This window comes from Malaciobacter sp., assembly GCF_055140965.1.
This window is the reverse complement of sequence record NZ_JBSRRO010000002.1, coordinates 97,791-116,144: the sequence shown is the minus strand read 5'-3', so window position 1 is coordinate 116,144 and position 18,354 is coordinate 97,791. Positions and strand designations below refer to the sequence as shown.

The window sequence follows — 18,354 nt, the reverse complement described above, 5'->3', positions numbered from 1 at the left end:
CTCAAAAGGTATATACATACCAAAAGGATACTAATGCAGATAAAATATAAAGAAAAAGATTATACATGTTCATTTGAGTTTGTCCTTGATATCGTATCTGGGAAGTGGAAAGGGCTTGTTCTTTGGCATCTTAGTAAGAAGACTATGAGATATAACGAAATTCATAAAATTTTAGGAAAGATTACACAAAAAATGTTAACTCAAACCCTTAGAGATTTGGAAAAACATAAACTTATCTCAAGAAAAGTCTATCCAGTTATACCACCTAAAGTAGAATATTCAATAACAAAAAATGGACAAAAGCTTATACCGATTTTTCACCAATTATCAAAATGGGGAGATGAAATGGCTGAAGAATATGCAGAAATAAAAAAGTAAACAATAAATAGAAAATCATCAAGGGCCTTAAAGCTCATGATGATTTTCTTAAAGAGAGTGCAAACAACAAGGCTTGCTTTTATTTATACAAATAATTCAATTAACTCAAAGATTTAAGTTCAGCTTCTACTTTTACAAGTTTCTCTTTTGCTGAAGATAATCCAGCTTTATTCTCTTCTATAACATTAGCAGGAGCATTTGCTACAAATCTTTCATTTGATAACATTCCTGATAATTTTCCTATTTCTTTTTCTAATTTTTCTTTTTGACGAGTTAGTTTATTAATAATAGGTGTCATATCAATCTCACCTGTTGGTAAATAAACTTCTAAATTATCACTTACATCTGTTATAGAGTTTTCTACTTTTGCATCAACAAACTCTATATTTTCTACTTTTGAAAGTTTTTCTATAAAAGGCTTTGCCATATTTGTATCAATTTGCTTATCAAGTTTAATATATGCTTTTGCAATCTTACTATTACCCATATCTATGATAACTTTTGCTCTTCTAACTGATACAATAGCTTCTTGAATAATGGCAAAATCTGCTTCAACTTTTAGATCTTTTTTTATCTCTTTTGGAAAGTTTGTAATCATTAGTGACTCACCCTCTTCCAAAGATGTTCCACTTAATTTATGATATAAAAAGTCAGAAATAAATGGCATAAATGGACTTACCATCTTTAATGTCTCTTTAAAAATTGCTCCAAGTTCAATAATTGATTCTTTACTAGCTTTTGCATACTCAATACCCCAATCACAAAACTCATTCCATACAAACTTATATAAAGTACTTGCAGCTTCATTGAATTTATATGTATCCAAAGTAGTTCTTACTTCATCAACTGCATCACTTAATCTACTTTGCATATAAATACCAAGTGGTGTTTTAATTTGAATATCTTTTAAATCAGGGAAAGTATCCACATTTAGTTGTAAAAAGTTTGAAGCATTATAAAGTTTGTTTGTAAAGTTTCTAAATTGCTCTAGGTTTTTAGCTCCTAGTTTTATATCTCTTCCTTGAACACAAAGATATGCCAAAGTAAATCTTATAATATCAGCACTATGTTCATTTACCATATCAAGCGGGTCAATTACATTACCTTTACTTTTAGACATTTTTGCCCCATGTTCATCTCTTACTAAAGCATGCATATAAATATCTTCAAATGGTAACTCTTTTTTAAAGTGTTCACCCATCATCATCATTCTTGCTACCCAAAAAAACATGATATCAAAACCAGTAATTAATAAACTATTTGGATAAAAGTCTGCTTCATCAGTTGAGTTATATAAATCTTTTAGTTTACCATTATTACCCCAACCTAAAGGTGACATTGCCCAAAGTGCAGATGAGAACCAAGTATCAAGAACATCTGGATCTTGAGTATATTTTTTACTTTTACATTTTGGACACTCTTCTGGTTCATCAGCTTTATCAGCCCATTGGTGATTACAATCATCACATGTAAACACAGGAATTCTATGCCCCCACCAAAGTTGTCTTGAAATACACCATGGTCTTAATTCATCCATCCAAGCTGTATATGAATTTATCCAGTGAGATGGATGAAATAGTGTTCCATTGTGCTCACCACTTTTTGATCTCTCTTTTGTAATCTCTTTTGTTTTTCTAATAGATTCTTGAGCCATATCTGAGCTTAAAAACCATTGTTGAGAAATAAATGGCTCAACAATATTTTTACATCTATAGCAATGCCCTACTTGATGAATATGTTCTTCAATTTTTACGATATAACCCTTTGCTTGTAGTTTTTCTACAATTGGCTTTCTAGCTTCTAGTCTTTCAAGCCCTGCAAACTCTCCGCAGTATTCATTTAAAATACCTTTTTCATCAAATACTTTAATAAATTCTAAGTTATGTCTAATACCAACTTCGTAGTCATTTTGATCGTGAGCTGGAGTAACTTTTACAATACCTGTTCCAAACTCCATATCAACATAAGAGTCAGTAATAATTTTGATTTTTCTATTTGTTAAAGGAAGAAGTACTTCTTTTCCTACAATATCTGTATATCTTTTATCATCTGGATGTACCATAATAGCAGTATCACCAAAGTATGTTTCAGGTCTAGTAGTAGCAACTGTGATATGACCACTACCATCAGCAAAATGATAATTCATATGATAGAAGTTTCCACTTACTTCTTCATGTTCAACTTCAATATCAGAAAGGGCACCATCGTGTGTACACCAATTTACCATGTAATTATTTTGAGTAATATGCCCTTCATTATATAAAGATACAAAAGCCTCTTTTACAGCTTCTTGTAAGCCCTCATCCATAGTAAATCGTTCACGCTTCCAAGCAGGAGTAACCCCTAATTTTCTCATTTGATGAACAATATTTCCACCACTTGTCTCTTTTTGCTTCCAAGCTCTTTTTAAAAACTCTTCTCTTCCTATCTCTTCTTTAGTCTTACCCTCAGCTAAAATTTGTTTTTCAACAACATTTTGCGTAGCAATTCCAGCATGATCAGTTCCTGGTTGCCATAAAGTTTTAAAGCCATCCATTCTTTTATATCTAGTAACAATATCTTGTAAAGTAAATGTAAGTGCGTGTCCAATATGTAAACTTCCTGTAACATTTGGAGGTGGCATCATAATTGCAAAATTTTTATCTTTTTCTTGAATAGATTTATTTCCATCTACTTCAAAATATCCTCTATCTTCCCATATTTTATAAAATTTATCTTCTATTTTTGACGGTTCGTATTTTTCACTCATTAAAATTCCTATCAATTAAATATGCGCGATTATATCTATATTTTACTTAGTATGGAATTTTATAAATATTTTATTTAAGCTCATATTTTAAATATAACTGCCATGTCATTTGTGATAGAAATATCAAGTTTTGATGACTCATTTTTCATTATTTTTATTGCTTCTTCTTTACTATAGGCTTTTCTATAAGCTTTTTCTTGCAATAAAGCATCATAAACATTTGCATTAATTAAAACCCTATCTTTAAAACTTAAACTTTTGTTTTCAAAACCAAAAATATATCCACTTGCATCTAATCTTTCTTGAACTTTCATAGCCCAAGATGCAATATCATTAAATCCCATGATATTAGACAAAACTTTTTTTGTATAATATGGATATGTTTTAATTTGTTCTTTTTCATATATATCTAAAGGTTCAATTTTTTCAAGTATATCTTTAGAAACTGCAAGTTTTCCAATCTTGCAAAAACCTGCTGCTATTTGTAGTGTTATTTTATCTTTGTGTTCTAAGGCATAAAAGTCACTAATTTTTCCTATATTATCAAGCAATTTACTTTGTGGTTCAACAAGTTTTAGAAAAATATTTGCAATTTTTAATAATACTTCAAACTCTAATACTTGTGAAAAATCTTCAAGTAGTGTATAAATAAATAGTAATATATCTGATTCATTTTCTAAATCTAACCAAAAGTTAATTGACTCATTAAGCTTAAAAAAACTATCTACAATCTGCTTTGAAAAAAGTTTATTTTCATTTAACTTTACATAGTTTAATATTTTCTCTTTTTTTACTGGGTCAAAACTTGATAAATCAAACTCTTCATCCAAGTTTGTTGCAAAAAAGATGATTTGAGAAAACAGAGGTATCTGTTCATTTTTCAAGCCAAAGATTCCACTTCCATCAAAATGTTCTTTTTGATAAAGCAGTATATCTTTTTGTTTTTGTATAAAAGGAAAATCTTTTACATACTCATTTGATAATTCGCATAAAGTTTTATTATCACTGGCTTGATTTAAAGCTAAACTTGAGCATAAAGAGTAAGAACACAAATCACTAAGTTGCTTATTATCTAGTTTTAATATAACTCCTAAACTTAAAGCTATATAACTAACTCTTTTCAAATGCCCAAGCTTAGTAGCTTTTTTTTCATTATTTACATAATCTAAAACTATTGATGTTGATAATAAAAAGTTATTTAAATTAAATAAAATCTCTTTTTTTTTATCCATTTTACTACTCAACTAATTCAACTATTGCATTTACAGAAGCTTCTGTCATATCTAAATCCAAATGCTGTGAACCAGTTGCTTCTACAAGTTTTACATCTAAACCCTCTTTTTTAGCAAATTCATAAAAATCTTTTGTCTGTTTTGGAGTTGATATTTTATCTTCACTTCCATAAACTAAAACAATTTTTGTTCGTCTATCAATATTGTCAATAACATCCATAGCAGAAATTTTATCTTTAGATTTATTTTTTTCATCAAGTTTGTAACTTCCACCAGCACAAAGCAAGTTATTAATTAAAAAAGGTTTTTCTCCAACTAGATTTATTCCCATTGTACAACCTGCACTATGTCCTATATAAGTTACTATATTTGCATTGTATTTTGTTTTTAGTTGTGAAACCAATGAAGATAATAACTCAACATACTCTTTAGTAAAAGCAAGATTCTCACCACTTGAAAGTGATTTTATATTATTTGTTGAAGAGTTTGAGTATCCAGGAAGCGCAATAGCAACTGTATTTATGTCTGTTTCAAAAGATAAATTTTCAGCAAAAGGGGCATATCTTCCTAATGTGTTAGTTTTTTCATCCCATTTACCATGAACAACTATATTTAACTTACCTTTTGTCTCTCCATTATACTTTTTAAAGTTGATACACTCACCACCAGCAAAAATATAACTTTCCCCTTGTTTCTCACACTCTTCTTTTGTAACAGTAGAAGCATTTAATAATCCACTTGCTACAAAAATAGTAAAAATAAGTTTTTTTATAAACATCTGTTCTCCTTTTAATAAGCTGTAATTCCTATATATCCATCAACTTGTCTTTCAATTACCTCAACAATACCTGCTTGAGTAAAATCAACTCCATTAATAAAATCTTTTTCTTTCCAATTCATAGTCTCCATTGTATTTTTACAAACTATAAACTCCACATCATATTGCATTAAAGACTTAATTCTTGTAAGAGTGGCTTTGTCATAATCTTTTTTTAAAGATTTTACACCTTTTCCATATGCAACAACTACAATTTTCAAACTCTCACTTGGATACTCTTTTAATATATTATACATAGAACTCAAGGTATGATTTATTGTTTCTAAATCACCAACATGTAAAGAGTAGACAACTTTTCTTGGTTCATCAAAACTAGGTTTAGGATTTGAAAAATCCCTTGCAAAACAAACTATACTTACTAATAAAACTAAAACCAACATTCTCATAATTTATCCTTTGATTTTTACTTGCATTTGCTCTGTTATTTCACCATCACTTATTATTTTGCAATATAAGCCTCTATTATTTTTTAAAAGCTTTGGTAACTTATTATCAAACTTACTTAAATGCTTACAAACAGTACAACTTTCAGTTATTTGTATTGCACAGTTATTTATATAAAATATATCTCCTACTTTAAACTCATGTGGATCAAAATCTAAAAGAATATTTTCGCCTAAACTTCCATAAACTAAATCAATATTATTCTCTTTTGCTATTTCATAAGCTTTTATTCCTACAATCATTACAGATTTATCAAGCTCTTTTCCTGCAAATTTATCAAAAGCTATTCCATATCCTGTAATAAGATTTAGGCTTTTTACTTGTGGTCTTGGTGAACTTTGTGAATCTTTTTTGGCACTAAATGTACCTAATACTCTTCCTAAATTTATCATTTTACATTCTCTTTTAATATATCTAAAAAGTCTTTTTTACTCCAACTTCCAACATATGTTTTTAATAAAACTGCATTACTATTTAAAACAAAAAAACTAGGAGTTACTCTTTTATAATATTTTGTAAGATTAAAAGGCAAAGCTTTATTATCTACATCAACTTCAAGTAGAATATAGTTACTGTTTAAACTTTTTTGAACCTTTGCTTCACTAAAAACTTCTCTATCCATTTTTTTACAATAATAACAGGTTTTTGAAGTTGCATAAACTAAAATAAGTTTATTATTTTGTTGCGCTTTTAATACAATCTCATCTTCATCAAAATCGCTATTTACCTTAATTGCCTTTTTACTTTTATTATGTTTGCTATATTGCATAAAAAAGATTGCTAAGTTTACATATTCATCATCACTTAATTCACCTTTCATACTAGGCTTTTCATCATAATACTTCAAGATATGCTCATCACAGATGCTATTAAACTTATCTGGCTTTATTAAATATGATTTTAAATACTCTTCAATTTCTATTTCTCTCATTTCACTATCATTTGGATCTCCGATCTTTTTGGGACTATCCATAATCGCATATGCTAGCATATTTGCAGTTGGAGCTTTCAAATTTAAAAGTTTATTATCTTTTTCAAAGAAATTCTCTTTTATTTTTTTTATTTCTATAAACTGCTGATGACATGAAGAACATTTATTTTCAAAAACTTTTTTACCCTCTTCATAAGAAGCAAATAAAAATATGTTTACAAATAAAATAAAAAAAACTACTTTTCTCATTTTCTACCCCTTTTCAAATTTATAAAATCTTTTATAAAATCTTATAAATTTGAAAAAGTATAAAGAGATTTCTTTATACTTTTTACTTTAAACAATTCCTGGATTACCTTTTACACCAACAATATCAGGTGTATCAACATTTAGTTTTCCAATATGTTTTACATTTTTTAAATATGTTTCAACAGTTTTCCAAATTGGTTCACCCTCAGATTTTGATCCAACAGTTGACCAACCTGCAACCTTGTACAATTTATTTGCTTCTATTTTTTCACCTGTACTTGTAAGTGTAATAGATGAAATTCTATTTCCAATTTTTTCAGTTGGATTGATTTTATAAGAAATTCCACCTGTTCTTACCATATCTCCACCTTGTTGATAAAATGGATCTTCATTAAATAGATTATCAGCTACATCTTCAAGTATTAACTTTATATCACTACCTTTCCTATCTCTTGCATATGTTTCAGGATATGTCATAGCTGTTTGTGTCATCAAATCATCAAAAGTTATAACTTGTCCAGGTAATACAGATGTTCCCCATCTAAATCCAGGAGATAAAGATATCTGTGCTTGCTTAACTTCAAGTAAAGAATCACAGATTATTTGATCCCAAGAACCATTAAAATTACCCCTTCTAAATAAAGTTACATCAGTTGTTGCAATTTGTCTATTTAAATCTTCTAAATATGGCTTTCTTACACTTTTAATATACTCTTTCATCTTTTTATCTTCTTTTATTAAATCAGAAAATATTGGAAGAAGAGTAAATTTAAAGTCTTTGATTTTTCCATTTTGAATATCTAAATCTAATACATTTAAAAATTTACCATTTGAACCTGCATTACAAACATATGTAACACCATTTGCATTTTTAACAGGAACTGCTTCTGGAACACCATCATGAGTATGTCCACCCATAATAAAATCAATTCCAGTAACCACATTTGCTAACTTTTTATCAGTATCAAAACCATTGTGAGAAAGTACAATTACAGCATCTGGTTTTTCATTCTCTTTTATTTCATTTACAAGCTCTTGCATTCCAGTATCATTGATAGAAAAACTCCAATCAGGAATAAATCTTTGAGGATTTGCAATAGTTGTGTAAGGAAATGCTTGTCCAATAATAGCAACTCTAGCATTACCCATTTTTTTAATAGTATATGGTTTAAAAGCGTGCCCAGAATCTTCATCATAAGCTTGCATTGCTATTTCTGTCTCTTCAAATAATGCAGCCTCTTTAACTTTTACATTTTGAGCTAAGAACTCAGCATCTAGATCTTTTACATTATCAAGTACTTCTTGTGCTTTATAAGTAAATTCCCAATGCCCAACAGCAATATCAACTCCAAGTAAATTCATAGCTCCTACCATGTCTTTACCCCTTGTCCACAATGCAGTCGCACTTCCTTGCCAAGTATCACCACCATCAAGTAAAAGAGTTTTTTCTTCTCCAAAACTATTTTTCAAAAAATCCACAACAGTTTTAATTTGTGCATAACCACCTGTTCTTCCAATTGCTTTTGCATATTTCTCAAAGTTTACACAAGAATAAGCATATTCAAGCCTTTTATTTCCTTTAATTCCATAATAATCTAAAAGTTTCTCTCCTACAATATGAGGAGGCTTACCATAGTTATCATAAAATCCTAAGTTAACACTTGGCTCTCTAAAATATACAGGTAAAAGTTGTGCATGAGAATCAGTCATATGCATAAGCCTTGCATTTCCAAATGGCTTTAATTTATAATAATCTTCTAAATTACCAGTATTTGTCATTCTTGTATGAGAGTTGGCAAAAATTGGAGATGCTCCAAGCATTGCCATCATATAAATAAACTCTCTTCTGCTAAACTTACTCATTAAAAAATCCTTTTATTTTGCTGCATCACCTGTAACAGTGTATCCTAAAGATGTCCATGCTTGCATTCCACCTCTATAGTATTTTATTTTTTCAGCTGGGAAACCAATTTTAAGTAATGAGTATTTTGCATACTTAACCATAGTTGGAGTTTGCCCACACCAATAACCATTACAATAAAGAACAACAGTTTTTACTTTTGAAAAATCCAATGTTCCATCATCTTTTACTATAACTCCCATATAATCTTCCATCATATCAATTGCATCATCTTTATATTTGAAGTTTGTATATGGAACACTAACAGCACCAGGAATTCTTAATCTTACATACCAACCAGGAGTTCTAGTATCAATAATTGCAATACTAGAGTCAGTTTGTGCTTTTTGCATATAATCTATTAATTCAACTTCTCCTATTGTTTCAACGCCTTTTGCTAAAATCATAGGTTGAGGAACACCAAAACTTGTGTATGAGTAAAGATCAATTATCTTATTTTTCTTATCTTGTACTCTACTTAATGTAAATGTTTCGTTGTTTAATGTAATCTCAACAGATTTAACACCTGGTACAATTGGTACATAGTTATCATTTTCTGCTTGACTATATGAAAAACAAAATAGTGTAAGCATCGATGTTGCTAAAATCTTTTTTAATAAACTCATATTTTTTCCTTTAAAATTAATACTCATATCCATCGCCAGGAACTGCTAATCTCCAAGATGTTTTTGCTTCATTTGCTTGTGTCAATGCAGTTATGGCAAACTTACAAGCTCTAATTGCTGCAAAATCTATAGGAAGCTTTGTTTTTGAAGCTTTTCCTTTAAAATCTTTTGGATTAACCTCTTTTGCACCTGTTTTTATTGCTTCTTCAACTGAAATTATTAAATCTGTATTATTAACTCCAAGTCTTCTAAACTCCAATTCATTCTTCTTTGCAATTTCATTATACTTTTTTGCTGTTTGTATAACTTTTTCTATACCATTATTTTCAACACTACAAACCTTTTCTACATCAATATCTTTTATTGATGATAGACTAGGAGAAGATGAAGATGCACAAGCACCAAAAACTATAGTAATTATTGATACAAGTGAAATATTTAGTAACTTATTCATAATTTTCTCCTTTTATTTTCTAACATCTGGACCATCAATTGGCATTCCATTTGACATATATGCCATAAAATATAGTAGTTCATGCATTTGTTTACTATCATTTTTTGGTGGAACTTGCCCTTGATCTTTTATGCAGCCTGACATTCTTCTTTCAAGTGTTCCTAAGCTACCCCATTTTAATCTATGTACAGGAAAATGTGTAACTTGTCCTAATAAAGGAGAAAGTTTTTCATTTCTAACTCTTTGTCCAGCACCTTGAATATGACAAGTTGCACATGAAAGTTTTAAATAACCTCTTTGAGTATAATAATACTCTTTACCTCTTTCATAAGCTTCTTGTGCTTCTTTTGTTGGAATTTTTATATTCATCTTTTTTTGTGCTTCTGCAGTTGAATATGCTAAAAATGCTTGAAAAGTTGCCATTTTCCCTTTTTTAACATTCCATTTTTTTTCATTATTTGCTTCTAAACACTCATTTATTGCTGTTGTTAAAGAAATAACTTCTTTTCTTTTTGTGTCAAAATATGGATAATCTCCTCCAATAGTTGGATCAGGAAAACAAGTTTTTAAAGAATTTCCATTTGCAAACTCTTTAGTATAAAGATCTTCTCCATCTTCTATTTTATCTTCATAAGGTGGAAACTCCTTAATAGCTTCATACTGTTCTCTTGCATCTTTGGCATAAGAATAACTTCCTATACCAAAATCCATATGCTTTAATCCTTTCTCATACCCATCTTTTAACTCTTCTTCTGGTGAGTATAGAAAAAATCTATTTTTGTCTTTGTAAGGATCTTGAAATTTTGCTTCAAAATACTTAACTAACTCTTCTTTATCTTTTTGTGCTTGTGCATCAAATTGTGTTGCATTTAAAGAAAAAAATGCAAATGATGTTAAAACACTAGCTTTTAGTAGTCTAGTTAACATGCCCTCTCCTTGTTGTAAAAACTTTTTTAAGTATCTATCTAATTTTCTTTGTACTTACGTCTTTGTTACCTTTTAAATCAACCCATGTAATAGTAACTTTATCACCTTTTTTTGCACCTGTAAATTTGAACTTCATATAAGGGTCTTTAGATAAAAACTGTGAAGTTGAAACTTCATAAACTACTTTTCCATTAGCTTCTGCCATAAAATGTGTAATAAAATTTACTTCTTTTTTAGCTCTTTTTGCTTCTACATAACTTAACATTGGGTGTTTTGAAAGAGTTTTTACAGTTACAACACCATTTTTTTCTTTTGCTTTAATTCTTGTTTTTGCCATTTTAAATCCCTTTTCATATTGATATTATTTGTTTATTATAAGTTGAATAAAATCAACCACCACATCCACCAATTGTTACTTTTACTAGTTTTGAAACTTTATATAGTTTTCCATTCTCTTGTGCGACTACAGTAACTGTTCCTGTTTCAGCCATCTTAATTCTAATACCATAATCAATAATTGCATTATCAGGTATATCAAATACAGCAACAGCACTTTCTGGATTTGCATCTTGAAAAACTGCTATTTTTGAAGCTTTTAAATCTGTTTCAAAAGATACAGGAATAACAGCACCATTTTCTGCAATATCAGGAGCTCTAAGTTTTATCTTACCCTCTGTTGCACTTGTAGTACCAAATAACTCTTTTATTGCATCATCAACTTTTGTTGCTTTCCAAAGATTTGGTTTTGTCTCTCTAAAATTTACTGCACTTAAATTAAGAGGAGCTGCTGCAACACCAAATGCCAATACGCTAAGTCCTAAAAAATTTCTTCTTTCTAACATCTTTTTTCCTTTATTAATTTATTGTTTTTAAATATGCAACTAATGCTTGTATTTGTTCATGGCTTAACCAACCATTTTTACCAAATGCAGGCATTGCAGAAATTGGATTTGTTGTATAAGGATTATAAATCTTCTCATACAATGCCTCTTCTGGCCATGCTGATAAATATTGAAGCTTTGGTCCCATTGTTCCTGGACCATTAATATCTTTTCCATTTACTGCATGACATGCTAAGCAATTACCAAGATCTTTTGTGTTAAAAATCTTTTCTCCCTCTTTTATTAGTTCACTATTAGAAGCAAAACCACTTACAGAAAAAACTGTAAAAGTAATAAATGCAAATAATAAACTTTTGTTCAATTTCATAATACCTCTCCTTTCTTATTTACTTAACTCAATCATATAATCGACTGTTTTTTTAAGATCTTCATCAGAAATATCCATATGCCCACCCTTTGGTGGCATTGCATTTATTCCATTTAAAGCATTATTATAAACTGCATCTATACCTTTTGCTAAAACATCTGCCCACTCTTCTTTATCGCCTAAAACAGGTGCTCCAATAGCATCATTTCCATGACAAACTGCACATTTAGACTCATAGATTGCTTTTCCTATACTTGAAGTTTGATTATCTTTTGTCTTTGGCAAATCTCTTTTTGTTGATAAAACTTGATTTGCATCTTGTGATAAATCATTTTTTACTTTCATAATAAGACTACTTACATCTTCTTTAATACAATCACTCATACATCTTTTTCCAATACCATAAGCTTTTGCATTTATAAAGAATTCTCTCATATTCTCTACACCTTGCTTAGGGTTTTTAGGTGTATCAACTGTAGGATAGAAACCATCTTCATTTGGCATTTTTATTTTTGAGAAATTATCTTTATTTAAGACAAACTCATAATCAAGCTCTTTACCATCTATTTTTATTCCATTTACAGATAATAAATATGCTACTAATGCATATGTTTCACTATTTGATAAACTTTTTGGATTTGTATAAGGCATAGAGTCTTGAACATACCAAAAAAGAGTACTTGCATATGGCCAATAAGAACCAATAGTTTTAAAAGGTCCTTGTGGATTTGGATTCATATGTGCTGGATTTAATCTTTGCAGTTTTAAAGAATCTTTAGAACCACCTGCTAAAGTAGGATAACCTTTACCTCCAGCTCCAAACTCTCCATGGCAACTTGCACACTTATCATCATAAACTTCTTCACCCCACTCTACACTACCTTGTGCAATCTTAGGATTACCATCTTCGTCTAATACAGGTTTTCCACTTTTTGTATCATATTTTGGAAGTCCTGTTCCATCTGGCATAACATCTATATTCCAAGCATTAATCTCATCTTTTGTTGCTTCTCTACCTAAACCAAAATCTTTTATATCTTGTGAATTTTGATAATAAAGAGTATATTTACCATTTTTTACAGGATAGACTTTACCTCCATCAACTGCAACATCACTTTTAGCAAAAGCTAAACCACTAACTGTAAGCATGGCAAAAGCAAGACTTAGAAGCGTATTTTTATGCTTTTTTGTGTTTTCTAATTTGTACATTGTTACACTCCCCTTTTTTTGTAATTTCCCATGTTACTATTGCATTTCTATGATAAACAGACTCTACTCCAACTTTAGAAGTCTCTTCATCAATTGTTGGTTGTGTATGTCCCACATCATCTGTTGCTCTACTTGCTAACAATAAAGGTTTACCTTTCCATTTTATGATATAACTAAATCTTGTCCATGATTTTGGTAAAACAAGCCCTTTTAAATCTGCTTCAACCCAATTATCACCACCATCTAAAGATATATCAACATGTTTTATTGTTCCTCTTCCAGACCAAGCAAGTCCTTCAATTTCAACTAAATCACCTTTTTTTAGATCACTCCAAGGCTTTTCAGGACATGGTGAAGTAATTACAGAATTAACCTCATTAACCCAAAAATATCTAATAGCTTTACCTGATTCTTGAAGCATTGTATATTTTGAAGTCTCTTCTTTTGAGTGCCAAGGTTTATTTGAAAACTCTAATCTTTTTAGCCATTTTGTATTTAAATTACCTTCCCAACCTGGAACAATTAATCTTACGGGATAACCTTGTTCTGGACGTAAAGCCTCACCATTTTGAGCCCACACTACCATCACATCATCAAGTGCCTTTTCAACAGGTATTGTTCTTGGATTACTTGCATTATCACTACCCTCAGCTAACATCCAAACTGCATCTTTTTCAAGTCCGATATCTTTTAAGATAGTTTTTAACATAACCCCAGTCCATTGAGCAGAACTCATCATTCCTTTCATAAACTGCAAGCTATTAAACTGAGGTCCTCTCCACTCTGGACTTCCATTTGCAGGACACTCAATAAAATAAATTCTAGTTTCACTTGGATACTTTTTTAATTCATCTAAAGTTAAAACAATTGGTTTTTTTACTTTTCCATGAATCATAAGTCTCCACTTATTTGGATCAACTTGAGCAGTTCCACCATGATTTCTTGTAAAAAATAATCCATTTGGTGTAATAATTCCCTCTGACTCATGTATTGGACACATTGATATAGAAGCATATGCATCACCTGAAGATAATAAATCATGAGTTCTTCTTATATTATTATGCTCATATGCTGAGGGTAAGCCATATAAATTTTTATTTACAGGATCACCAAGTTTTGTACTCCATTGGGCTTCTTGCATTATCTCTTTTTCATTTGCATTTGCACTTGTTGGAAGAAGAAATGAACCTGCTCCTAATGCACCTGCTGAATACATAATACTCTTCTTAAAAAAGTCTCTTCTGGAAGACTCTTTTACCTCACTAACATCAAGATTACTCATCTTAATAACCTTACTGTTTTTCATATGCTCCCCTCTTTAATATACAACAATTAAGCTATAAAATTACAATTATATGTTTATTATTGAAATTTATAAGCAACTAACTAGAAACACTGATTTTTTCTTATCACCATGTAAGTATAATATTTTTTAGTAGCAATAAGATAGCAATAAAATAGGCTCTTATAGAATGATAGTGAAAAATTATATTAAATATAATTTTTAATTATGGTGGTGATTTTATCTATTAAAAATAAAAATTAATTTTTATTCATAGTTAAATTTTATTTTTAAACTATAAATTTAACAAAACTATTTTCATAACTAAACACAATTAAAATTTATTATATTTATTTAACTATAAATTATAGTAATTTTAGATTTTTATGGTATTATTATAAATTTAATTCAAACCACACCACATCAAGAGTAAAATAATAGTGAAAAAAATCATACAAAATAGAACCATATTATTTGTAATAACAATCTCTTTGTTAACTATTACATTTATACTTTTTAGCTACTTTACAATAATGAAAAAATATATAAATATAGAAAAAATAGAGAATTTAAAGCATTTAGAAACATTTATTCACAATATGGAAAATAGACTTTTAGAAAATGAAAAGAAGATTGATTATCTTATAAACTTAAATAAAAACTACAAAAATATCTTAGAAAAAAACAATCTTGAAAAAACAGATTTTATTATGAATACCCTTGATTTGGATTTTTTGATTATTGAAAAAAACTCTAAAATAGTATTAAAAAAAATAAATTCTAATCACAAAATAAAAAATCTTATACATATAGAAAAAAAGATTTTAAACTCTTTTTCTAATTTATTAACTTTTGGAACTATTGCAAATATTAACTCACAACTTTTTTTTATAAATAAAAAAACTGTAAATAAAGAGTTTTTTATTTACACAGTTCAGCATATAAGTAAAAAAGAGCTAAAAAATCTAGCTTTAAACTTTGAAAAAGTATCTTTAATTGATGAGCATATATATTCAAATAAAAATGAAATATTTAACTCTAAAATTTTTGATAAAATATTTTTGAATACAAAAATAGATATTCAAAACATAACTACAAAAGTATCTTTTTATAGTCAAGAAAGTCACTACTTATTCTCTTTAAAACTAAAAAATAATACTTTATTCATGAAAGAAGGAGAAAATACAATATTTATATTTTGCGCTTTTTTAATACTATTTTTAATACTTCTTTTTTATACAACATACATTTATCAAAAAACTCTTAAGCAACATAATAAAAATCTTGAAAATAGAGTTGAAGAGAGAACTTTACAAATTAGCTCTGCATTAAAAGAGTTAGAAAAAGTAAATTTAAAACTATATGATTTAGCACATACTGACTTTTTAACAAAGACTATGAATAGAAGACATTTTTTTATGCATGCCCAAAATATTTTTTCACAAGCAAATAAGAGTTTAAATAATCTTTGTGTTATTATGATTGATATTGATAACTTTAAAAGGCTAAATGACTCTTATGGACATGATTTAGGTGATAGAGCATTGGTTGCTTTTAGCAAATGTGTAAAACAAAATATTATTGAAGATGATATCTTTGGTCGATTAGGTGGAGAAGAGTTTGCAATAGTATTAAAAAATACAGACTTAAATAAAGCAATAAAAATTGCCAATAAGATTAGAAAAAGTATTGAAAATATTAATATTGTAATAAAAAATGAAAATATCAATATAACAGCTAGTTTTGGAGTAAGTGATATAAAAAATTGTTCAACTATTGATGAAATGCTACAAAAAGCAGATACTCATCTTTATAGTGCAAAAAATTCTGGTAAAAATAGAGTAAGAAGTAGATTAAATCTTATCTAATCTTCACTCTTAGCTTCGTCTTTTATTAATCCTGCTTCTTTTAAAAATGGTGAATGTATAAAATCTATTTTTTTAATTCTATCATATTTGGCATAACTTAAATACAAAATATCTTTTGCTCTTGTAACTGCTACATAAAATAGTCGTCTCTCTTCTTCTAAACTTCCACCTTTACTCATAAGCTTTCTATTTGGAAATCTTCCATCCATTAAATCAATTACATAAACCTCTTTAAACTCTAAGCCCTTACTTGCATGCACAGAAAGTAAATTTACCCCATCACCCTCACTCATTTCACTTCCACCTAAAACCATTGAGTTAATAAACTTTGAAAGTTCTGTGTAGTGAGTTGATAACCTTTTTAAAAGAACAGCTTTTCTATTTATTTTTGAAATAGAGTTATTTTTAAGTTCTAAATTTACTGTACCATCTTTTTGAGTCGCTCTTTTTGTAGATAATATCTCTTTGACTCTATTAAAAAGTGGACTTTTAAAAATATGTTCAATTTGAGAACTTGGTGTTTTAACTCTTTTTAACTCTTTTAATAACTTATAAAAATCATATAAATAGTTCGCACCCTCAACACTTAGTTTTGGATGTTTTAGTATTGGATTTGATAAAAACCTCTCTTCAAATCCACAATCTTTAAACTTAGCTAAACTTCCAAGCTCTATAAAATCATCAAATAAACCCAACTGAATATTTTTAACTTTACTTGATTCATATGGATTTTTTATTTTATCATCTGGATTAAACAATCCATCAAATAACTTTCCATGACCTAGTTTTACTAGTGCATCAAAAATATCTTTTGCTATTGCTTTTCCTATACCTTTTCCATACTCTACTAAATGAATAAAAGCCATCATATCATTATGGGATATTTGAAGCATTAAAATATCAATAATAAATTTAACTTCCATTGCATCAAAAAAAGACATTCCTCCTTTTCTTTTTGCAGGAATACTAAACTCTCTTAAGTTTACTTCTATACCATCAGCACTTGAGTTATTTCTAAAGATAATTGCAATTTCATTGTGTGGTGTACTACTTTGAGATATAAGTTTTGAGATATATTCATATTGACCAAAGAGTTCATTAAAAGCTAAAAGTTTTGGCTTAATATCTACATCATTTCTCATTACTTGAAGATTTTTTTCATATATTCTTTCATTATACTCTATTACTTTTGATGCTAAATCTAAAATAGGTTTTGAAGAACGATAGTTTTTCTTTAAAGTGTATACATTTGCACCTTGATATCTTGTTGAAAAAGTTGAAATAATTCCAATATCTGAACCATTAAAAGCATAAATACTTTGATCATAATCTCCAACACAAAATAGTGATTTTGGTTTAAAGCCATCAAGTAATCTTCCTTGTAAAGGGTTTGTATCTTGATACTCATCAACCAAAATTTCTTTAAAATCAAACTCATTCTCTTTTAAAGTATTTAACATAAGAACCAATAAATCATCAAAATTTACATAACCATATTTTTTCTTTAAATCATCAAACTCTAAAACTACATCTTCATAAATTGGAGTATAAAGTTCATGTGCAGCATTTTTGGTCATTATCCATTCTCCAAACTCTTCACCATCATTTGAGTTTAAAAAAAGAGAATATAAATCATATAAATAGCCACCATCATATGGGTTTGCTTCATCATCTCTATTATAAAATACTCTTTTTTCATATAAAGATTTAAATAGTGTTTTAAGCTCATTTGGTTGCTTTAAATTAATATTTATTTCAAGTTTTTTAAGTAGTTTATATGAAACAGAGTGAAAAGTACCTGCCATGATTTTTGCAGCAATATCTTTTCCAAAAAATTTTGCAACTCTTTGTACCATTTCAGCTGCTGCTTTATTTGTAAAAGTTAATAGTAAAATTTCATCTGGTTTTGTTCCAGCATTAATTAAGTTTGCAATTCTTCCAACAATAGTAGAGGTTTTTCCTGTACCTGCACTTGCGATTATTAGGTTATATCCAGGTTCACAAGTTGCAGCTTCTAGTTGTTCTTTGTTTAAATTTGATAAAGGCATTAGTTGAATT

18 protein-coding genes are annotated in these 18,354 nt (G+C 28.7%); 2 read left to right on the top strand and 16 right to left on the bottom strand.

The window, feature by feature from the left end:
* Nucleotides 1–33 precede the first annotated feature (33 nt).
* The gene (locus tag ACTCCZ_RS01310; RefSeq protein ID WP_079577390.1) at nt 34–378 is read left to right on the top strand and encodes a winged helix-turn-helix transcriptional regulator; all 345 of its coding nucleotides are present in this window, start codon (nt 34–36) and stop codon (nt 376–378) included.
* A gap of 100 nt (nt 379–478) precedes the next feature.
* On the opposite strand, the gene ACTCCZ_RS01305 is transcribed toward ACTCCZ_RS01310, so the two are convergent.
* The 15 genes from ACTCCZ_RS01305 to soxC all read right to left on the bottom strand — a co-directional run bounded on the left by ACTCCZ_RS01305 (nt 479) and on the right by soxC (nt 14,452).
* On the bottom strand, nt 479–3,127 hold the full coding sequence (locus tag ACTCCZ_RS01305; RefSeq protein WP_079577389.1) for a valine--tRNA ligase: 2,649 nt from the start codon (nt 3,125–3,127) through the stop codon (nt 479–481).
* 80 nt (nt 3,128–3,207) lie between these two features.
* A complete protein-coding gene (locus tag ACTCCZ_RS01300; RefSeq protein WP_079577388.1) occupies nt 3,208–4,359 on the bottom strand; it encodes an HD-GYP domain-containing protein in 1,152 nt (383 codons plus the stop codon).
* A 4-nt stretch (nt 4,360–4,363) separates the two neighbouring features.
* Nucleotides 4,364–5,137, bottom strand: coding sequence for an alpha/beta hydrolase (locus tag ACTCCZ_RS01295; RefSeq protein WP_079577387.1), 774 nt, complete (start codon nt 5,135–5,137; stop codon nt 4,364–4,366).
* An 11-nt stretch (nt 5,138–5,148) separates the two neighbouring features.
* A complete protein-coding gene (locus tag ACTCCZ_RS01290; protein WP_228145283.1) occupies nt 5,149–5,583 on the bottom strand; it encodes a DsrE family protein in 435 nt (144 codons plus the stop codon).
* Nucleotides 5,584–5,586: 3 nt separating this feature from the next.
* The gene (locus ACTCCZ_RS01285) at nt 5,587–6,033 is read right to left on the bottom strand and encodes an MOSC domain-containing protein (protein ID WP_079577385.1); all 447 of its coding nucleotides are present in this window, start codon (nt 6,031–6,033) and stop codon (nt 5,587–5,589) included.
* Entirely contained in the window at nt 6,030–6,821 is a 792-nt protein-coding gene (locus tag ACTCCZ_RS01280; RefSeq protein ID WP_079577384.1) for a thioredoxin fold domain-containing protein, read from the bottom strand. Before ACTCCZ_RS01280 ends, ACTCCZ_RS01285 begins: the two co-directional genes overlap by 4 nt.
* Before the next feature lie 87 nt (nt 6,822–6,908).
* Nucleotides 6,909–8,684: a thiosulfohydrolase SoxB gene (gene soxB, locus ACTCCZ_RS01275; protein WP_079577383.1), complete on the bottom strand. Its 1,776-nt coding sequence runs from the start codon at nt 8,682–8,684 to the stop codon at nt 6,909–6,911.
* Between the two features lie 12 nt (nt 8,685–8,696).
* Nucleotides 8,697–9,347 carry a rhodanese-like domain-containing protein gene (locus tag ACTCCZ_RS01270; RefSeq protein WP_079577426.1) on the bottom strand — a complete coding sequence of 217 codons (651 nt, stop codon included), beginning with the start codon at nt 9,345–9,347 and terminating at the stop codon, nt 8,697–8,699.
* Nucleotides 9,348–9,363: 16 nt separating this feature from the next.
* The gene (locus tag ACTCCZ_RS01265) at nt 9,364–9,801 is read right to left on the bottom strand and encodes a hypothetical protein (RefSeq protein WP_119184354.1); all 438 of its coding nucleotides are present in this window, start codon (nt 9,799–9,801) and stop codon (nt 9,364–9,366) included.
* Between the two features lie 12 nt (nt 9,802–9,813).
* A complete protein-coding gene (soxA, locus tag ACTCCZ_RS01260; RefSeq protein ID WP_079577382.1) occupies nt 9,814–10,728 on the bottom strand; it encodes a sulfur oxidation c-type cytochrome SoxA in 915 nt (304 codons plus the stop codon).
* A gap of 34 nt (nt 10,729–10,762) precedes the next feature.
* Nucleotides 10,763–11,065 (bottom strand): thiosulfate oxidation carrier complex protein SoxZ, encoded by a 303-nt coding sequence (soxZ, locus tag ACTCCZ_RS01255; RefSeq protein ID WP_079577381.1) that lies wholly within the window; start codon nt 11,063–11,065, stop codon nt 10,763–10,765.
* A gap of 52 nt (nt 11,066–11,117) precedes the next feature.
* Nucleotides 11,118–11,570, bottom strand: a complete 453-nt coding sequence (gene soxY, locus ACTCCZ_RS01250; protein WP_079577380.1) for a thiosulfate oxidation carrier protein SoxY — start codon at nt 11,568–11,570, stop codon at nt 11,118–11,120.
* Nucleotides 11,571–11,583: 13 nt separating this feature from the next.
* Nucleotides 11,584–11,937, bottom strand: a complete 354-nt coding sequence (soxX, locus tag ACTCCZ_RS01245; protein WP_079577379.1) for a sulfur oxidation c-type cytochrome SoxX — start codon at nt 11,935–11,937, stop codon at nt 11,584–11,586.
* A 15-nt stretch (nt 11,938–11,952) separates the two neighbouring features.
* Complete coding sequence (locus ACTCCZ_RS01240; RefSeq protein WP_079577378.1) at nt 11,953–13,146, bottom strand: c-type cytochrome; 1,194 nt, start codon at nt 13,144–13,146, stop codon at nt 11,953–11,955.
* Nucleotides 13,115–14,452, bottom strand: coding sequence for a sulfite dehydrogenase (gene soxC / locus ACTCCZ_RS01235; protein ID WP_079577377.1), 1,338 nt, complete (start codon nt 14,450–14,452; stop codon nt 13,115–13,117). The genes ACTCCZ_RS01240 and soxC overlap by 32 nt, the downstream gene beginning before the upstream one ends.
* Before the next feature lie 416 nt (nt 14,453–14,868).
* Between soxC and ACTCCZ_RS01230 the strand changes: the two genes are divergently transcribed.
* Complete coding sequence (locus tag ACTCCZ_RS01230) at nt 14,869–16,296, top strand: GGDEF domain-containing protein (RefSeq protein ID WP_159445712.1); 1,428 nt, start codon at nt 14,869–14,871, stop codon at nt 16,294–16,296.
* On the opposite strand, the gene ACTCCZ_RS01225 is transcribed toward ACTCCZ_RS01230, so the two are convergent.
* The gene (locus ACTCCZ_RS01225) at nt 16,293–18,344 is read right to left on the bottom strand and encodes an ATP-dependent helicase (protein WP_079577375.1); all 2,052 of its coding nucleotides are present in this window, start codon (nt 18,342–18,344) and stop codon (nt 16,293–16,295) included. The two genes, ACTCCZ_RS01230 and ACTCCZ_RS01225, sit on opposite strands and share 4 nt — an antisense overlap.
* Nucleotides 18,345–18,354 lie beyond the last annotated feature (10 nt).

Coding starts and splice junctions, on each gene's coding strand:
- ACTCCZ_RS01310 (WP_079577390.1), top strand. CDS start 34: ATGCAGATAAAATATAAAGAAAAAGATTATACATGTTCATTTGAGTTT.
- ACTCCZ_RS01305 (WP_079577389.1), bottom strand. CDS start 3,127: ATGAGTGAAAAATACGAACCGTCAAAAATAGAAGATAAATTTTATAAA.
- ACTCCZ_RS01300 (WP_079577388.1), bottom strand. CDS start 4,359: ATGGATAAAAAAAAAGAGATTTTATTTAATTTAAATAACTTTTTATTA.
- ACTCCZ_RS01295 (WP_079577387.1), bottom strand. CDS start 5,137: ATGTTTATAAAAAAACTTATTTTTACTATTTTTGTAGCAAGTGGATTA.
- ACTCCZ_RS01290 (WP_228145283.1), bottom strand. CDS start 5,583: ATGAGAATGTTGGTTTTAGTTTTATTAGTAAGTATAGTTTGTTTTGCA.
- ACTCCZ_RS01285 (WP_079577385.1), bottom strand. CDS start 6,033: ATGATAAATTTAGGAAGAGTATTAGGTACATTTAGTGCCAAAAAAGAT.
- ACTCCZ_RS01280 (WP_079577384.1), bottom strand. CDS start 6,821: ATGAGAAAAGTAGTTTTTTTTATTTTATTTGTAAACATATTTTTATTT.
- soxB (WP_079577383.1), bottom strand. CDS start 8,684: ATGAGTAAGTTTAGCAGAAGAGAGTTTATTTATATGATGGCAATGCTT.
- ACTCCZ_RS01270 (WP_079577426.1), bottom strand. CDS start 9,347: ATGAGTTTATTAAAAAAGATTTTAGCAACATCGATGCTTACACTATTT.
- ACTCCZ_RS01265 (WP_119184354.1), bottom strand. CDS start 9,801: ATGAATAAGTTACTAAATATTTCACTTGTATCAATAATTACTATAGTT.
- soxA (WP_079577382.1), bottom strand. CDS start 10,728: ATGTTAACTAGACTACTAAAAGCTAGTGTTTTAACATCATTTGCATTT.
- soxZ (WP_079577381.1), bottom strand. CDS start 11,065: ATGGCAAAAACAAGAATTAAAGCAAAAGAAAAAAATGGTGTTGTAACT.
- soxY (WP_079577380.1), bottom strand. CDS start 11,570: ATGTTAGAAAGAAGAAATTTTTTAGGACTTAGCGTATTGGCATTTGGT.
- soxX (WP_079577379.1), bottom strand. CDS start 11,937: ATGAAATTGAACAAAAGTTTATTATTTGCATTTATTACTTTTACAGTT.
- ACTCCZ_RS01240 (WP_079577378.1), bottom strand. CDS start 13,146: ATGTACAAATTAGAAAACACAAAAAAGCATAAAAATACGCTTCTAAGT.
- soxC (WP_079577377.1), bottom strand. CDS start 14,452: ATGAAAAACAGTAAGGTTATTAAGATGAGTAATCTTGATGTTAGTGAG.
- ACTCCZ_RS01225 (WP_079577375.1), bottom strand. CDS start 18,344: ATGCCTTTATCAAATTTAAACAAAGAACAACTAGAAGCTGCAACTTGT.